The organism is Bradyrhizobium huanghuaihaiense (assembly GCF_025200885.1).
Classification (GTDB): Bacteria; Pseudomonadota; Alphaproteobacteria; order Rhizobiales; family Xanthobacteraceae; genus Bradyrhizobium; species Bradyrhizobium huanghuaihaiense.
Window position 1 is genome coordinate 7,925,996 of sequence record NZ_CP104172.1, and the last position, 17,214, is coordinate 7,943,209.

Here is a 17,214-nt window from a genome sequence, read left to right on the forward strand (position 1 = left end):
GCGAGGGAACCAGCTCTCCATGCCATTCTTCACGGGACCGGGCCTGCAGATGCCTCGGGCCCAAGCCCGATCCGGCGCGCGAACCGCCCATCGCGCGACTGACTGGCCCCCGCAAGAGCGTAAGCATTCCAAGGCCGAGACGGCAGGCGGGATCGAGTGCTGCGACGAAACCGGTTAATAGGGTAATGGGGCGGTGTTAGCGGCCGCCGGCATACCCCCCGACCACCGGTCCTTTTTGAGCGCCACGGGCGAGCAGCCCGGAGCCGTGCCCGAGGCATCGAGAACCGAACTGAGTCGGCGGTTAGATTTCCTCGCGCGCATTCGTCTGCGCATCATAGATCCGGATTTGAAGCATGGGAAAACGCTTCTTTAGTTCTGCTCCACCTGCCTTGGCGCCGTCTTTGGTTGCGAATTCAGCTCTGAGTCGGCCATCCACTTCAAGCGCGTAAGAAGAGACCCGCAATTCCCGCGGGGCTGCAACCATTTCATTCCCATTGTGTAGTGAGGTGGTTGAGAATGATGTGTAGCTTGAGTCGGCTGAACCGCACCAGAGCTACCTGCTCGGGTGCCGCGTTGGGGGCCAACCCATGTTGTGGATTGATGCCTCGCACCGAATGGCATCAGGACGGCACTCGCGGTCGTCCGAACACGCGGGCAGCTTACCCCTCGCCGGTGCGTATACGACGAAGCCACAGCTCCACATGGTTGTCCTTCCAAATTTCCCTGGCGCAAACGCTACGAACGGGGCCGCGGCACTACGACCAATTATGGTGCAGCGCAGAGGTGCGAAAAGCCACAATGAGATTTGCATCAACGACCATCCCGGCTGCCTCTCCGAAAGAGCTGCGGGTTTTGCGCGGTTTGCCCAAACGATACCGATTCACTTGCGCAGCGAGCGTTGAGCTGAACTCCGTGGCGCATTTCGACCAAATCTCAGACAGGACGCGAGACCAGATTTCTTTCGAACATCAGACTTTTCGTGACAAGAACTTAAAATGTCATCGCCCTCGCCAAAACCGCCGGCAGCCTTCTGTCTGCCGATGAGGGTTGGCACAAATCATAACCAGGTTGCTCCTCCACGCCTGACTTCCACTCGACCATCAAATTTCACAGGCGCTTTTCTTCTTCAATCTCATGAGAAAACAGCGTTTCGAGATTCGGCTTTCTCCGCATACCGAGTTGGCGGCTGAGGTATGGGGACCTGCTCCTCAGGCCGAGAGGGTGCAGTGCGCGCCCAGTGAGTGAGACCGGCGAGGCTCGATGGATATCGCGACACGCAACCGGAAGAAATCGCTTGAACCTCACGCAGCGTCAGGTCGTAGCTTGGAAATGAGGGCCAAGCTTTCATAAAGCGAACGTGCAAGATGCGGCCCAATAACGGGCATAGTGCGTTTTAAGCAGTCGAATGTGGCGGCGCCGGAAGTTGCGTGAATATGAATCAAGAGCGAAAGGTTATTGTCGGGATGAAACACCGCGTAATGATGGTCGCATTGTTCGCTGTCATCACATCTCCGGTCTGCGCGGCGAAGCTCAGCGGCCCTCCGCGCATCCTCGACGGCAATACGATCGAGCTCGAGAACACCAAGCTTCGGCTTTCAGGCATCGACGCTCCTGAGACTGACCAGATTTGCCTCGACGCACACGGCCGGAAATGGGCTTGCGGCGTAGCGGCTCGCGACGAGCTTATCAAGCATTCGAACGGACGAACGTGGGATTGTCATACCACAGGAGTTGATGAATACGGCAGGTCGCGCGGCAGTTGCTTCATCGAAGGCGAGGACGTGAACGCCTGGATGGTACGCTCCGGGTGGGCACTATCGGGTCTCTCGACCCATACCTACGTTATATATGAGGTTGTGGCGAGCAAAGCCTATGCGGGGCTGTGGTCGGGGGCGTTCATCGCGCCCTGGGACTGGCGTCGCCGCAACAAGGGGACGATCATCATCGGCGCGAGCTCGGTTCCGATCGACGCTCAGGAACTCCTGCTCGGATCCGCGCTGTTATCGGACCCGCCCTCGTCAGAGTGTCTGATAAAAGGCACCGTGGACCGTAACGGCGAGCGCATTTATTACTTGCCCGGGCAACTCGGTTACGAACAAATCGACATGACGAAGAAATCCGGTGAACGCTGGCTCTGCAGCGAAGCGGAAGCCGAAGCCACCGGGTGGCGCAAAGCCGCGCGATGAGGTGAGATGCGTTCAGGCCATTATCCGAATATGTCCTATCTGACCAAGATCGCGCCTTCGCGCCGCTTGCTTTTGCTGTTCGCTGTTTCGGCGGTTTACTGGCGGCTTGGCAACAACATTGTCGATGCGAAGGAAGCAAAAGCGCCGCCCAAGCCGGATAACCTACTCTCGCCGGATGCTGCCCTGAAGCGGCTAATGGAAGGGAACGATCGTTATGTCCAGGGCGTATCACGAGGCGACGATTTCACGCGCGAGCGCTCTGTTTTGGTGGACGGGCAAAATCCATATGCCGCGGTTCTGAGCTGCGCCGACTCTCGCGTGGCGCCTGAACTTGTCTTCGGCAGCGGACTTGGTGATCTGTTTGTGTGCCGCCTCGCCGGCAACTTCGCCAATGATGACACGCTCGCCAGTATGGAATATGCGGTCGCCGTGCTGAACACGCCGCTGATCCTGGTACTTGGCCACGATCATTGCGGTGCGATTGACGCCACGATCAAGTCGCTCCACGACGATAGGCCGCCGCCGGGGCACATTTCATCCCTCGTCGGCGCGCTTGCGCCTGCAGTAAAAGCATCTCGCCAGCAAACCGGTGACACGTTGGCAGAAGCAACCCGACAAAATGTAGTCGATAATGTCAACAAACTCAAATCGACGGGACCGATTCTGAACGCGGCAGTTGAGCAGAACAGACTGAAGGTCGTCGGGGGGCTGTATCGGCTCGACACCGGCAGGGTCGATTTGCTGAGTTGACGCTGGCACTTCGCGCGGCCGGCTGGTCGTTTGCCGCCTGATACAGGGCTCCGGTCGAGTTCCGCGCAACTCGCTCGTGCATCGGCTGCATCAAATGCACCGGATACAATCCGCTCCACAGTTGTTATAGCTTCGGGAAGATCTTAGGTATGCGCGGCCTCTTAATCCTCCTCGTATTCTACGTGCTCATGTTGGCAACGCGAGGCCAGCACCAAGAAACACTCATACAGCGACCAACTTTATTCATGCCTGCACCTTAACGCGCTAGGCCGACGCACGTGGTTCAAGCGGCAGATCGCAGTGCGAGGCATGCAGGGTCTGAGCTCTCGGCCTCCGGAACACGCGACAATTCCGGTAGACTCTCACGCTCGGTCCGGCAAGTCATCTATGGTCCTGCTTATGACCACCAGGCTCAGCCAGGGCCGAAGATCAACAGAGCAGGATTACGACCGCCGTGACCAACGACCCACCGACGTAAAGACAAAAGCTTCGCGTCGGCATCGGACGTCTCTCCCGCATCAGCCATTTGGGAGACTGCCAGTGTCGGAAAAGCAGCCTCGTTGCATCTGACTTGGGCCTGTACCTTGGATCAGCATAAACAGAAACTTGTCGCGCGTACGACAATTGCGACCACCGGGTCGAGCGGAGAACAATCTCTTATGCCCTCGCCGGAGTGCGTCAAGCCTGGCGGTCAACTATCGACAGACGCGTTGACGTGCCATCTAAAGGGCGTTCGTGGCTCTGCGCAGGCGGGTCTTGTCATCGGGAGTTCCGAAGTGGCGCATCGGAACGGAGCATCTTCGCGGCCGGCGCGCACCTTTGAAGTTCGTTCTGCCGATGCGGACAGCTCCTTGAGACCACGGCAAATTGCGCCTTTGGCAATCTCAGGAGATCGGACCGGGCCTGAAACTCCGGCAGGCAAGCCGCGCTCGACCGGTCCGCGGTCGAGGTTCACTTCAGTCGTTCTCCTCCCGCCGTGTTCGGTTGATGACATCTTGTGCCTGGAATCAGACACGGGAGGCGCGAGCATCCTGCTGGCGCAGCATGGGCCACGTGATCTCGCTCGATTCAGACACGACCGGCAGACCATGATTGATGGCACGTCGATTGCTGCAACATGGAAAAGAGCCGCAGGCTTGGGCGACGTAGGGGTCGCCAAGTTAGGAATTCACAAGGTGGTTCGAGCCAACCGGGCGCCAAGTGTGACAAGTCGCCCGTTGGAGAAGACATGACAATACGAGCGCTGCCCTCAGCCGTCATAGTGCTGCAGAGGCGGATCAATCGCGCCGCCGCATGTCGGCTGCATTGCGGGTTCAGCCTCAATGACAACTTCGACGCCCAAATCTCCGTCAGCCTTGTCGGCCCTCAACTCTTTTTCTTTGAGCCAATCCGTTCGGCGTGCGGTTTGGACCGGCAACCGCCTGCAATCGCATCACAGTCGAGTATCAACTGCGACAGTTTCGACCATCCCCTCCGGCTCGGATTTCAATCCGGCCGGCTTCACGATGCGCGCGCAATCCATATCAATGACGCGCGCCGTCGATCGGCCCAAGACACCGAGGACAGTTTATGAACGCTCCACCAGAGAAGATCACTGCAGAAACCGACGCTACGGCTGCGACCTGGGATAACCTGTCGCCGCTACTGATCGCTATCCGCGAGCGTCGAGACGAGTTCGCCCGCGCGCAAAAGATTCCCGACGAGATCATCGACGGCTTCAAGCGCGTTGGCGTCTATCGGGCTATGGCCGCCAAGCGATTCGGCGGCGAGGAGCGAACGCCGGCCGATTTTTGTCGCCTGATCGAGCGTATTTCCGAAGCCGACGGCTCCGCCGGTTGGGTCGCCAGCTTCGGCGATGGGGCTCGCTACCTCGCTGCTCTTCCGGACGACACGCTTCGCAAGGTATACGCGAATGGACCTGACGTGGTGTTGGCAGGTGCGGTTTTCCCACTCCAGCCCGCCAGGCGAAGCACCGACGGATTTGTCGTGAACGGCGTGTGGCCATTTGCCAGCGGCTCACCGGGCGCGGACCTGATAGGCGTTGGCATCACTGTGGAAGACGATCCAACCGGTGGTCTTGTGCGTGTAGCCGTAATGCCGGCCGAGAAGGTGACAATCCGCCCCAATTGGGACGTCATCGGCCTGCAAGGCACCGGCAGCCACGACGTCGTTGTCAACGATGTCATTGTGCCGGAGGAATGGACTTTGATCCGCGGCGGTCCGCCGACACTCGACGGGCCGGTCTATCGTTATCCGTCCGTGGCTTTCGCTGCGCAGGTGCATGCGATTGTCGGCATCGGTATCGCGCGCTCCGCGCTAGACGAGGTGATCGCCATGGCCGGAAGTCGCGCCTCGATCACTGGAGCGCCCGTGATGGCAGAGCGCGGCTATGTCCAACTGGAGATGGCCAGGGTCGAAGCCATGCTGCGCTCCGCCCGTTCCTTCTTCTATGAGGCCACCGAGGAGCTATGGAAAGAAGCGCTCAAGGGTGCGGTAAACCCGAGCACGGCGACGCTAATGCGACTCGCCGCGACGAACGCCGCGCGGCAGAGCGCTGAGGTCTGTAGGATTGCGAGCGGTCTCGCTGGAAGTGGGTCGCTGTATACCACCAGCAATCTGGCGCGCGCCATGTGCGACAGCTTTGTGGTTGCCCAGCACGCCGCTCTAAACGAGGGAACGCTCCAGAGCGCCGGCCGACTCCTGCTCGGAAGCGCAGCACAGCCGGGCTTTCCATGAAGTGGTTCACCCACGTTCCCGCACGCTCCGCAGCAACGGATTGCCGGGACCTGCGATATGATGCGGCCTGCAGCTACAGGACCTGGCGGCCTGCCGGCGTTGTTTAAAGGGCAAGAGAGAGAGAGAGAGAGAGAGAGACCTTGCGGGGGCACAGTTGTTTGCAACTGGCTCAATTGCTGTTCAACGCTCGCCGGCAGGCTCGTCTGATCCGCCACTGCCCGCCCGGCCTCTCAGCATCCCGCTGCGTGCAGCCACGCGGCTGCCTGTGAGAAGTCGCCGGCTTGGAGTTTTGCGGATGAGCTAAAACGGCCTTGAATCGCACGTGACGTCACGGTGTACCATGCGAATAGCTTAGGATGCCCGGCCAATCGGAGAGGCTAGCGGCTTGCTGCCATCGGTGAGACGATGATGCCAATTCGGTCGTTGTGTATGCAGCAGCGGGCCCTCGCGTGCGGGATCGCGCGAACGGGGTTCCGAGTGCTCGCATGGGAACAACAACGTACTTCGTCCCAGCCCAGGGGAAGCTGGGTTGCTGCGCTCTGCGGCCGACACGTAGTTGACGCCTTTCGAACAGCTTCGGATCGTCTCTGTTCGGCGCCGCTCATTTTGTCACCATGGCTTTCGACGATCCTTAGGGCAAGGGACAGTACACTCTTCAAGGTTTGTGCGAGCAGTGTTGAGCCGCATTCGGTCAATATCGTCTGATGGAAGGAAAAGACGCCAGATTTCTCCGGTCATTGACTGTTTCGTAATTAGAATTTGCGGTGATCGTTTTTCCGCAAATAACCGTCGGCAGTTCTCCCTCTGTCGACGACTGACTTCGGCCCGGCTATCGAAATGAGGCCGGGCTTTTTTTTGCCACCCATCAACGACAGTTTGGACTGTTCTGGCTCGCTGTATCTGATGATTGCGAAGGGCTAGGGAGACAGAGACAGACGTAAGATTGATCGGGAGGATAGTTCATCACACCCTGAAATCGATTGATCCGATCTTAGCGCCCGAGCTGCTCCGGCTGCTCGCCTCCATGGGCCATGGCGTCGACCCTCATGGCCGTCGACACCAACACCCGGCCACCCGCGACTCTGCTCGGAGCGACTGATCCGGCTCCCGGGCATGAGTATGGAGAAGACTGTCCGCGCCATCCTAACGCTCTATCCGCTCGAGGATTTCGTCCGTCCGCGGCGTGATGGCCGGTCGACGATCTCGACCGTGTGCCCGGACGCACGCACGATGTTGGCCGAGATCGAGCGCTCGGTCGGTCGCCCATTCAGTCGCCGCAAGCTCTCAGGTCCGGATTTTCTCGCGCTACAGCTTCGGGCTTCGGCGTGGTGCAGGTGGGTGACAGCACGTGATATGCGCGCTTACCGATCAGGAAGGGCGTGATCAGCTAAGAGAACAATTCTGTGCAAGATTGCGCACGACTCTGCACCAAAATTTGAATGGACTGCGCGCAACCGACCGACTATTGCCGATCCATGTCGCGCCTTGTGTGTCTAACTGCTACTATCGTCCTGTCGCTGCTGTCCGTCGACGCGAACGCTGCGTCAACTCAAAAGCGACCCAAGCCGGTCTGGCAAAGTTACGGCTTCCTGCCCGGCTATCGCCAGCCCCTGAGCAACAGCATTCCGCTCTACAAGCAGAAGGACGCGATGCGCCGGCTCTCACGCGCCGACCGGCGCCACTGGTATATTGATCCGGTTCCTCAGTACTATGGTTGGGATGGCGAGTGGCACTATTTCGGCCGACCCGGCTTCCGCGGCGGCCGCTACAATGGCGGCAGTTTCGGGCCATGCTGGACGCGGACCCCGATCGGGCCGATCTGGAATTGCGGGTGATTTGGCGGCGCGGCTAGGAGACACTTCGGCCATTGCGCCGGATTACGTCGAGGCGTTTACTGACGTTCTCGCCGATCTTCGTCATCGCGCCGCGGCCGCATAGGCCGCGCGTGCTCGCAGATTCGATGATCGGCTCCGCCTGCGGCAAATGAGCAGGCAAGTAACCGCGATTACGATGATGGTCTTGATCCGATCCGGCGCGAGATCGGCCGCTGCAGTTACGTTGGACGCCTCACGGCGATCCTCATGGAATGAGCACATGCTTCAGCTCGGTTTCCCGTTGAGACAAGGAACTACGAGAACCCATGCAGTTGCTTTGGCATTTATTCGAAGCAGTGCACCAGCTTACAAGAGGTCCAGACCAACAGCAGCCGTTCAGGTGATTTAACGCTTCGAGCCCCAGCTGCCAGTGTTGATTCAAGTATATGAAACGGCTCGGCCTGCTGGCCACGAAGTCGTCGCTTGTGGCCGGCTCGCCAAATAGATGATCGTCGGAAATCCACCACCCGCCCGACGCCGACCTGATCCGTGCGGTCTGCAATGGCAGCCGGCAACCGGAGTGCCCGTTCGGCTACTGACATCCCTCGCCTTCATGACCACCAGTTGTGCAGCTTTGGGTGGCATGGAGCGCGCTGGTCAAGTCTTCTAGCGATGAATGAGGCGCTCGATACGAGCAGCCACTAGAAGCGCGTATTTTTGAGCAATACATCCCCTTCCACTGTGCGTGGATAGTGGGCCGCTACTTCGAATGATGGTAGCAGGTCCAAAATGGCTTGCAGGGACAATTGCCCTTCGTAGAGCTCACGGTCGCTATATTCCGTGTAGATGAAGCGCGTGTTGCTCAAGGTCCGCATGCCGCCCGTAATAACATCGGCTTCGGCTCCCTGGACATCCATCCAGATGAGATCGACCGTGTTCAGCTTTACCTCGCTGCACCAGTCGTCCAGCCGCCGCGTTTCAACCGAGACAGGGCGATCGAATCGGACCCAATCATACTCTGTAAGATGATTCTTCGGGCGGCGTATTGAGCCGGAGAGGTCCCATTCCTTCGCATCACCATCTGCGTTGCTTGGATGGAAGTCGATCATCCCGTTTCGATCACTGATCGCGATTTCAAGGAGCTTCACCTTATTGAGGGATGAGCCCAGCTTTTTCTTGAAGCGCGCGATCGCTCTGGGGTCCGGCTCAAAGCAGTAGAGCTGAGCTTGCGGGCAGAGGTTGAGAAACTGTTGCGTATCGGTCCCGTCATTGCAGCCGATATCCAGGATGACTGGATTCGGCTTCTGAAGAAGTGAGACGATGTACTGGTGGACTTCTACAGAGGACACAGATGCTTTTTCCATTGGGCGCGGAGATCGCGTGAATTTCGAACTTCGAAGCTGCAATCACACGCCAGATGCGCCGGCACAACGTATATCAACGTATATAGTTCATATGCCCCTCAGTCCCCTTGATCCATGACGGCTATTTGGATGCCATCGACATCAAAAGGGAAACCTCTCGGACCGATAGGTGCAGCGACTGCCCTGCAATGCAAATTGCCTCTCGCTGTCTGGAGACCGCCGTGCGCCTTCCTCATGGCGCGCCTCTGCTGTGTTCGTGCCGCAGCGTGCAATGACCTGATCGAGCTCGGTCCAGATCAATTCTTGAAGGTCCCGCGCTCTAGATAGTCGTCATAATTGTTATTATGCGCGAGGATCTCATATTGTTCGAACCCGCCCTTCGAATGAATCTTGTGCGCCGTACGTTTCCCCGACTACCAGATGCTGCTGTAAGACGAACCAATTGTGTGCAGTCAGGCCGCCGCCGTCGAATACGCGGCGCGTCGATTGGTGTAAGGGCCGCCAAGTTGAGGAATCCTGGGATCAACCGGGTGTTCCGACGAAACGCAATGTCATTTTCGCAACAGTTTGGCGGGCTGTGTACCTGAGGGCGTTTACTTACGGACAAAGACACGCGCAGACCAGGCAACGATTCAGCAGAACTGCAGGCATGATCGTTCAGCTCATTTTTGGCCTGACTCTTGCTATAATTGGGCTCGTCACAATCTGACTATCTCCAACTTGTTCAGACGCTCAGGAGACTTGTATGAATTTCCGTCCGCTTCACGACCGCGTCGTGGTCAAGCGCATCGACGCCGATGAGAAGACCGCTGGCGGCATTATCATTCCCGACACAGCCAAGGAAAAGCCCTCGCAGGGCGAAGTCATTGCAATTGGCCCGGGCGGCCGCGATGAGACCGGCAAGCTGATTCCAATCGACGTCGAGGTCGGCGATCGCGTGCTATTCGGCAAATGGTCGGGCACCGAAGTCAAGATCGACAGCCAGGACCTGCTGATCATGAAGGAGAGCGACATCATGGGCGTTCTCACCGATGTGTTTTCTAAGAAGAATGCGGCCTAACCCAGCGCTCGCACAGCTCACCCCCTGACGAGCGCCCGCCGGGCGTGCTGAAGGATGAGAAAATAAGAAACTGAGGAATTCTTTATGTCAGCCAAAGAAGTCAAATTCGGAGTAGACGCGAGGGACCGCATGCTGCGCGGCGTCGACATCCTCGCCAATGCCGTGCAGGTCACGCTCGGTCCGAAGGGCCGCAACGTCGTGCTCGACAAGTCGTTCGGCGCTCCCCGCATCACCAAGGACGGTGTTGCTGTCGCCAAGGACATCGAACTCGAGGACAAGTTCGAGAACATGGGCGCCCAAATGGTGCGCGAAGTGGCTTCGAAGGCCGCGGATGCTGCCGGCGACGGCACCACCACCGCGACCGTCCTGGCCGCCGCGATTGTCCGCGAAGGCGCCAAGTCGGTTGCCGCCGGCATGAACCCGATGGACCTGAAGCGCGGTATCGACCTCGCGGTCGAGGCCGTGGTGGCAGACCTCGAGAAGAACTCGAAGAAGGTCACCTCGAACGAGGAGATCGCCCAGGTCGGCACCATCTCGGCCAACGGCGACCAGGAGATCGGCAAGTTCCTCGCCGACGCCATGAAGAAGGTCGGCAACGAGGGTGTCATCACCGTCGAGGAAGCCAAGTCGCTCGCGACCGAGCTCGACGTGGTCGAGGGCATGCAGTTCGACCGCGGCTACATCTCGCCCTACTTCGTCACCAACGCCGACAAGATGCGCGTCGAGATGGACGACGCCTACATCCTCATCAACGAGAAGAAGCTCTCCTCGCTGAACGAGCTGCTGCCGCTGCTCGAGGCCGTGGTGCAGACCGGCAAGCCGCTGGTCATCGTCGCCGAGGACGTAGAAGGCGAGGCTCTCGCCACCCTCGTCGTCAACCGCCTGCGTGGAGGCCTGAAGGTCGCGGCCGTCAAGGCTCCGGGCTTCGGCGATCGCCGCAAAGCCATGCTGCAGGACATCGCGATCCTGACCGGCGGCCAGGCGATCTCGGAAGACCTCGGCATCAAGCTCGAGAACGTTACGCTCAACATGCTCGGTCGCGCCAAGAAGGTGATGATCGACAAGGAGAACACCACGATCGTCAACGGAGCCGGCAAGAAGGCCGACATCGACGCGCGCGTCGCCCAGATCAAGGCGCAGATCGAGGAGACCACCTCGGACTACGACCGTGAGAAGCTCCAGGAGCGTCTCGCCAAGCTCGCGGGCGGCGTCGCGGTGATCCGCGTCGGCGGCGCGACCGAGGTCGAGGTAAAGGAGCGCAAGGATCGCGTTGATGACGCGATGCATGCGACCCGCGCGGCGGTCGAGGAAGGCATCCTGCCGGGCGGCGGCGTCGCCCTGCTCCGTGCCTCAGAGCAGCTCAAGGGTCTGCGCACCACGAACGACGACCAGAAGACCGGCGTCGAGATCGTGCGCAAGGCGCTGTCCTGGCCGGCCCGCCAGATCGCGATCAACGCCGGTGAAGACGGTTCGATCGTGGTCGGCAAAGTCCTCGACAACGAGCAGTACTCTTATGGCTTCGATGCGCAGACAGGCGAGTATAGCAACCTTGTCTCCAAGGGCATTATCGACCCGACCAAGGTCGTGCGCATCGCGGTCCAGAACGCCTCCTCGGTGGCCGCGCTGCTGATCACGACGGAAGCGATGGTTGCCGAGCTGCCGAAGAAGGCCGCGCCTGGTCCAGCAATGCCTCCAGGCGCCGGCATGGGCGGTATGGACTTTTGATCCGCTCTCTCAAAGTGGCGATGACATCAAAACCCTGGCACGAATGCCAGGGTTTTGCTTCGGGCGAGCTTGCAACGTAGCCCTTGCAAGCCGCGCCAAAAGGCCCAACCCGTCCGCCTATCCATATGAACGGCGCTAGGGCCCAGACCTAATTTGCTTGTGACTTTTCCTTCGGCGGGGACTGGGCCTCGGTCAAAGTTAAACGGGTCCAACATTGCGATGGAAAGTGGGCCTGTCGCTATTTGAGTCTCACGGGCTGCCCTGCTGAGTGTTTGAACACTTCGTCTGGGGCTTATCCGGCGCCGTCTACCCGCTTTCGACCTTCTTGCCTACTTTCCTGTCCTGACGCGTGGTCCCAAGCGCCCAAATGCCCTTTCCTGCAATTTCGCACTTACATCTCATGGCCAGAGGGCTTGTTTGAAACCCCTCAGCGAGAATGCTCATTGTCAAGAACCACAAGATGTCCTGCGGAAGTGCCATGATTTAGTGTACGCTTCTTTTTGTCCTCGCGGATGGGCTCCGCTTCGCCTGCCGGGCCCCTGAACTGCGCCGCAGCGTCCTACCATGATATCTGTTTTAGAGAGTGTGTGTGTCAGCAGGTTGCGCAATTGATGCTGTTGAGCATACGGCCAGGCAAATCACGGGGAATGACTTTTGAGGATGCAGCGAGACCGAACTTTGGACTACCCAGAAGTCGAGCTTTACGACTCTGAACACGTTGGCGGGCTGGTTGCGCCACGTGGGCTTCGCAGCACAATCGGCGATCTGTTGCCGATTGCCCTCTGGGAGCATTTCTTGTTGTAGAATTTGCGCCAAATCTCCACGTTTCCTGGGCGTCTGCAAGACTGAGGAACTGATCGGTGCTGAGATCGGCCCGGAAGCGAAGGTGGCCGCAATAAATCCCGTCCTGATAACGTGCTTATACTGCGCTTGCATCCACACTATACCAATGTGTAGCCAAGCTAGCCACGCGGATGAATTGGCACGAAGCGGGGCCGGGGTCATTGTGGGCCTTATGGCTATGTATACTCAGGTTTACGCCCAATACGGTGAGGCGCAGGAACGCACAGCTGAGAGCCGTGCAGCTGCACTATACTCCAGTTTGATCGCCGACCTCAGTCAGCTGAATTTCGCAGACGCGGATGACCGCCGAGCATTCCCTCCAACCCTACACAGCATCTTGGCAAGGCACGGACTGTTCGGACTCACCACACCAGGAGAGCACGGCGGATTAGCTCTTCCCTTGCAAGAGGCTATCGACCTCATCTCCGCCACTGCATCCTTCGATGTCTCCGCTGCCTCTACCCTCGTGATCCATAACTTCCTAGCCTTGCCCTGCATCGAAGCGGCACCGCACATCCCCGAACAAAAGCATATCATTTGGGGTGCAACGCGCGGCGATCTCTGCGCGTTCGCTTTGACCGAGCCTGGAGCAGGCTCTGCCCCGAGGCATATAGAAGCTTCGGCTCTCATGAGCGAAGATAAAGTTCAGATCTCTGGCCGCAAGATCTGGATCGGCCTGGCTGACTGGGCTCGCTGGATCGTTTGCTTTGCTCGCGCGTCTGGTCCCGATGCGAAAGGTCGGCTCGTTGGTGTACTCGTTGACAGGCAGGCTCCAGGGCTAAAGGTCACGCACGAGCATCGCACACTCGGTCTACGTGGCATTATTCAGAATACGCTGGAGTTCCAGGATGTCGAGGTGCCGCGTGCTTACGTGCTCTCCCGCGATCAAGACGGCTGGGGCGCGGCGTCATCTAGTATGAACCGCGGCCGTATCGGTGTGGCTGCTATGGGTCTTGGAGCGCTTGAGCGCGCTATCCAGCTCGCAGCCTCTTATGCAAGCCATCGTCGGCTCGGTAAACTGCGTATGATCGAGAACAGCTACATCGAGCAGTTATTTGGGCAGATGGTGCTGCGGCGGGAAGTCGTAAAGGCGATGCTGGCGGCATCCTGCCGATTTGTTTCAGCGCAGGGCGCGCCCAACGTTTACCTTGCGTCGGCAACGAAAGTTTTGTCCTCGGAGTGGTGTGGCCTTGTCGCTGATCAATGCGTCCAGCTGTTAGGTGGCCGTGGTTACGATGAGGGAACGCCTTTGGCCAAAATCTATCGAGACGCTCGCATCCTTCGCATCTTCGAAGGCCCGACTGAGGCGCTCTTATCACATCTCGGCCGCTGCCTCCTCTCTAAAGCCACCCGTGATGAAATAGCCGATCTCTTTCGATCAGTTGGTGCAGCATCAGTCCATGCTGCTGCAATTGAAGAGCTCTCTGGACTCGATGAGGCAGACGGTGCCGTGCTGATCTATGCGGGTTGGCTTACCACATTGGGACTGGCAAACGCTGTCGTGTCTGCTGGTTGCTTCTCTGTCTCAGATTGCGCCGCAGCAGCGGCTGACCTGGTCAGTTCCGAACTAGCAACTCTCCGTACTCGCGCGCCGGCACGGCAATCTGTCGAAGTCCGGTATCGGGCCAGTCGGACTCTGACCACCTTCCTTCAAGACGCGGCTTGTTCTATTCGCTCACCTGTTCTCACAGACGATTACCTTAAGCTCGTGCAGTATGTTTGAGATTTGGCGGATGCCGGACGTCTTTCCACCTGGTGGTCCCGCGCGCGACGATGCAACTCGGGAAAGCCGAAGCATCCCTGAGCACTGGCCACCTCTAAATCCCGCAGGCACTGCTATGAGGGCCTAACCTAATCTCGCTCGGGGCAGCGTGCCGCGTTCAGGAGGACCCGAGACCGCTCCTCGACCCGCTGCCGCTCCACAAGGACGGGCGGCCTCGATGAACTTGAGCACGTCTCCCCCATCCATGGTGGCCGGCCACCGTTTCGTGGTTCCCATGGTCGATACTCGCGCCTGGCGACTGCGCGAGACGGATGCGTGTTCCGACATTTCTCGTAAATCTGCCCGAGAAATGCTATGCACCACCGAAGCTCCGCCCTACACGCAAAAACTCCGCGCCCTTCATTCCTGGTACTGTTTTGCTCCATTGGAATTGGGGGCACCGAAGCGCATGCCGCAACGAGATGACCGCCATAACTTAGCCAGTGCCACGAGGCTTCTGTTGTTTCGGACAAGAGCGGCAAAGCCACTATGCTGAACCCATCAGCCATGAGTAAGCCCGCCAACGCAAGGGAGGAACCACCCATGACCGACATGATGAACCTGCGCACGCTCTTGGAGAAGATCTCTGATGCCGATCTCTGGCGCGAGATGATCGGCCTTGCCGCGCAGCCCCCGATGGAGTCTGGAAGCCGTTCGTTGGCCTGTTGTCGGATCACTTTTCGCGCTTGATCGGATGGGCCTAGCTGCCATCGAAGTAGCAGAGATGATGGATCGTCTTTCGTGAATGATGTCGCGGCGCCGCGCCGTGCAGACATCGATGGGCTTCTGCTGACACCTTCCGCGGCACATGGCATATGCGAGTTTCACGACCTCTTTGAAGAGATCGGCTTGTGTTTATGCATCATACCCTTAAGTCGGATGTCCGCTGGACAGACGCGTGCGTTCCAGACAGGAGGGCATCGCCCCACACCCGCCGCTTTCGTTTTACGAACCGCGTCGGGTTCGTCAGCTTTCGGAAAGCTAGTCCGTGTACAACGCCGTTGAAGTTAGCGGCGCGTGGTAGGGACAGCGCTTGCCCTGTGTATGCGTGGGGCTTTTGGGCGCCGAGTCACGTTTCTGCTAACTTCAATCAGTGCGGGCGGGGCAGGGACAGCGTCTGATCCATCCAGCCCGACCAGCGCCGAGTCGCGCCCGCGCTGCTTCCGGTGTGAGACCGGGATCAACTCTAAACCACCGGGCGACGTCTTCCAGATCGAACTAATAGCCTGCTTGCGCGCGCTCCGCGGCGAGGAGCTCCAGGGCCGCATGTCACCTGGCATTATCCGGGACGTAAATTGTCAAACGACCTTGTAGCCTAGCTCGATGCAAAGTTTGACCATCAGCCTTGGAACAGTGCATAGTGTCTGCGTCGGTTCCGGTTTTGAGGTCTTCACCAGAAGCCGGACGTCAGCGGAAGTGCAGCCACGAGGACAGGGCGCGGATGGTTGCGGAGCTCGTGGCGAGCGGCCAACGGTCCTACTCGAGTGCAAGCGCAGCCCATCAGGCTTTGACGCGCGAGGGCGGGAGTTCATGAAGCTGAGTGACCGGCCAGCCTCTCTCTGAATATTCTCCCCTCGCTGCACTACTTCGGGAGAGCTTCCGTCGAGCGTGCCCCTCTAACGTCCGAAGGGCCGCGGTGAGCTACGCTACCACGTCGGACGCACGTTCAGAGTGCCCCAATCCGTCTTGTCTCTGCCGTGGTGTTACACTGTCGGACGCGACGCGGCTGTCCGGCATCGATCACGAAAGAATCCGCGCGTGGGATCGGCAAGGTCAGTCGGAACCTCCGAAACACTCATCTCATCCTTTGTGTGACGACCATCGATATATCAAGTCCGTTCGGCGGGTTGCGGTAACGGTCGGCAAGACTTTTGAACAAATCACCCATCTGATCTGGCCGAACAGTAAACTCTCCATAATTAGGATCAAAGAGGGTCGTCACTTCATTCGATGTCGACGTTGCGATCATGTGGGCGTCACCTTGGACGAAACGCAAGCTGACCAAATAGACTGACGGATCCTGGGTGACCTCGTTCACGATCTGGTCGATGCGCGAAGATGTACCAAACCTATATCGTGTTTGTTCGGCGGACGGCTCTAGGCCGGCTTCGCGTAACATCATGCTTCTTGCATGACGATTGTGAGAACCTTCCGCCGTCCTTAAGTCATGATACCGCTGCTGCAGCACCGCGGCTGAGCCGTGAGTTTGAGTACCCGGGCGCAGCGCCCTCATCCGGGATGAAGGACTGCTTGGGAGATTGCGGATCCACTCCGCTGCCAATCCGACGCAGATGCCGTTGACATTGGCCTCGCACAATTCCGCAGTCCTGTAATCGAACAGAGCAGGAATAGGCCTCGCTGGAGAGGATGGACTTGAGCTGGAGGACAGAGAGGTTATGCTGGAATCTGAGGTGCTTGGACTGTAAATGTTTGCGTCGGAGGTATGTGGCTTGCTGCAGCAGAGCCCCATTTTCTCGGGCAATTCCCCAGGTGACGGGCTCTCCTGTCGAGCGAGATCCATCAGTGTTTGCTCAAATTCGCTGCTGTCTGCCGGCTGACTCGGTTCGTTAGCTTGATCAGAGCGTGTGGATTGACCACTAACTCGATTATACATGGCGGCTCGCCTGCCTCTTCATCGTACGTGTCTTCAGAGCGAGGGTGGGCTGCTTAAGCCCTCGTGAATGCTATTGCGGCAAGCTGACGACGAGCTGACAACCAAATGGGATTGAAGAAGCTACCGCCCCAGTTTGCTACTCGGCGACCCCGACCGTCTCTGCTCTCCGCCCCGCTCCAGATGAGGGTAGTGGCCGACGAGCGACCGGCTCTGGCCGAGCGACCGGCTCTGGCCGAGCGACCGATAGGCCTAGCTTGAGCAATTCCGGATGCCGTCAGGGTGACCGGATCCCGGCTCGTGGCCTAGGCGGCGCCTGGGCAGCGCCTTCGTCAAACTGAATTCGGCCGCCGCTTTAGCTTC

At 58.9% G+C, this 17,214-nt stretch carries 11 protein-coding genes; 8 read left to right on the forward strand and 3 right to left on the reverse strand.

Features of this window, described 5'->3' with window-relative positions:
- Positions 1-301: 301 nt before the first annotated feature.
- Positions 302-484: a hypothetical protein gene (locus N2603_RS37390; RefSeq protein ID WP_260386101.1), complete on the reverse strand. Its 183-nt coding sequence runs from the start codon at positions 482-484 to the stop codon at positions 302-304.
- Positions 485-1,433: 949 nt separating this feature from the next.
- On the opposite strand from N2603_RS37390, the gene N2603_RS37395 reads away from it, so the two are divergent.
- The 4 genes from N2603_RS37395 (at position 1,434) to N2603_RS37410 (ending at position 7,507) form a co-directional block, all read left to right on the forward strand.
- Positions 1,434-2,186 carry a thermonuclease family protein gene (locus N2603_RS37395; protein ID WP_260424347.1) on the forward strand — a complete coding sequence of 251 codons (753 nt, stop codon included), beginning with the start codon at positions 1,434-1,436 and terminating at the stop codon, positions 2,184-2,186.
- Between the two features lie 6 nt (positions 2,187-2,192).
- Positions 2,193-2,936: a carbonic anhydrase gene (locus tag N2603_RS37400; RefSeq protein ID WP_260386102.1), complete on the forward strand. Its 744-nt coding sequence runs from the start codon at positions 2,193-2,195 to the stop codon at positions 2,934-2,936.
- A gap of 1,569 nt (positions 2,937-4,505) precedes the next feature.
- On the forward strand, positions 4,506-5,672 hold the full coding sequence (locus N2603_RS37405) for an acyl-CoA dehydrogenase family protein (protein WP_260386103.1): 1,167 nt from the start codon (positions 4,506-4,508) through the stop codon (positions 5,670-5,672).
- Between the two features lie 1,475 nt (positions 5,673-7,147).
- Positions 7,148-7,507, forward strand: a complete 360-nt coding sequence (locus tag N2603_RS37410; protein ID WP_260386104.1) for a hypothetical protein — start codon at positions 7,148-7,150, stop codon at positions 7,505-7,507.
- A 680-nt stretch (positions 7,508-8,187) separates the two neighbouring features.
- Here N2603_RS37410 and N2603_RS37415 read toward each other — a convergent pair.
- Positions 8,188-8,835 (reverse strand): FkbM family methyltransferase, encoded by a 648-nt coding sequence (locus tag N2603_RS37415; protein ID WP_197960309.1) that lies wholly within the window; start codon positions 8,833-8,835, stop codon positions 8,188-8,190.
- Positions 8,836-9,595: 760 nt separating this feature from the next.
- Here N2603_RS37415 and N2603_RS37420 point away from each other — a divergent pair.
- The 4 genes from N2603_RS37420 (at position 9,596) to N2603_RS37435 (ending at position 14,930) form a co-directional block, all read left to right on the forward strand.
- On the forward strand, positions 9,596-9,910 hold the full coding sequence (locus N2603_RS37420; RefSeq protein ID WP_260386105.1) for a co-chaperone GroES: 315 nt from the start codon (positions 9,596-9,598) through the stop codon (positions 9,908-9,910).
- 84 nt (positions 9,911-9,994) lie between these two features.
- Positions 9,995-11,635 (forward strand): chaperonin GroEL, encoded by a 1,641-nt coding sequence (gene groL / locus N2603_RS37425; RefSeq protein WP_260386106.1) that lies wholly within the window; start codon positions 9,995-9,997, stop codon positions 11,633-11,635.
- A 1,021-nt stretch (positions 11,636-12,656) separates the two neighbouring features.
- A complete protein-coding gene (locus N2603_RS37430; RefSeq protein ID WP_260386107.1) occupies positions 12,657-14,201 on the forward strand; it encodes an acyl-CoA dehydrogenase family protein in 1,545 nt (514 codons plus the stop codon).
- A 582-nt stretch (positions 14,202-14,783) separates the two neighbouring features.
- A complete protein-coding gene (locus tag N2603_RS37435; protein ID WP_260386108.1) occupies positions 14,784-14,930 on the forward strand; it encodes a hypothetical protein in 147 nt (48 codons plus the stop codon).
- 1,105 nt (positions 14,931-16,035) lie between these two features.
- Here the strand turns inward: N2603_RS37435 and N2603_RS37440 are convergent.
- Positions 16,036-16,557: a YopT-type cysteine protease domain-containing protein gene (locus tag N2603_RS37440; protein WP_260386109.1), complete on the reverse strand. Its 522-nt coding sequence runs from the start codon at positions 16,555-16,557 to the stop codon at positions 16,036-16,038.
- Positions 16,558-17,214 lie beyond the last annotated feature (657 nt).

Bases quoted from the DNA above. Each gene is read 5' to 3' on its own strand.
- N2603_RS37390 (WP_260386101.1), bottom strand. From the start codon at position 484: ATGGTTGCAGCCCCGCGGGAATTGCGGGTCTCTTCTTACGCGCTTGAA.
- N2603_RS37395 (WP_260424347.1), top strand. From the start codon at position 1,434: ATGAATCAAGAGCGAAAGGTTATTGTCGGGATGAAACACCGCGTAATG.
- N2603_RS37400 (WP_260386102.1), top strand. From the start codon at position 2,193: ATGCGTTCAGGCCATTATCCGAATATGTCCTATCTGACCAAGATCGCG.
- N2603_RS37405 (WP_260386103.1), top strand. From the start codon at position 4,506: ATGAACGCTCCACCAGAGAAGATCACTGCAGAAACCGACGCTACGGCT.
- N2603_RS37410 (WP_260386104.1), top strand. From the start codon at position 7,148: ATGTCGCGCCTTGTGTGTCTAACTGCTACTATCGTCCTGTCGCTGCTG.
- N2603_RS37420 (WP_260386105.1), top strand. From the start codon at position 9,596: ATGAATTTCCGTCCGCTTCACGACCGCGTCGTGGTCAAGCGCATCGAC.
- groL (WP_260386106.1), top strand. From the start codon at position 9,995: ATGTCAGCCAAAGAAGTCAAATTCGGAGTAGACGCGAGGGACCGCATG.
- N2603_RS37430 (WP_260386107.1), top strand. From the start codon at position 12,657: ATGTATACTCAGGTTTACGCCCAATACGGTGAGGCGCAGGAACGCACA.
- N2603_RS37435 (WP_260386108.1), top strand. From the start codon at position 14,784: ATGACCGACATGATGAACCTGCGCACGCTCTTGGAGAAGATCTCTGAT.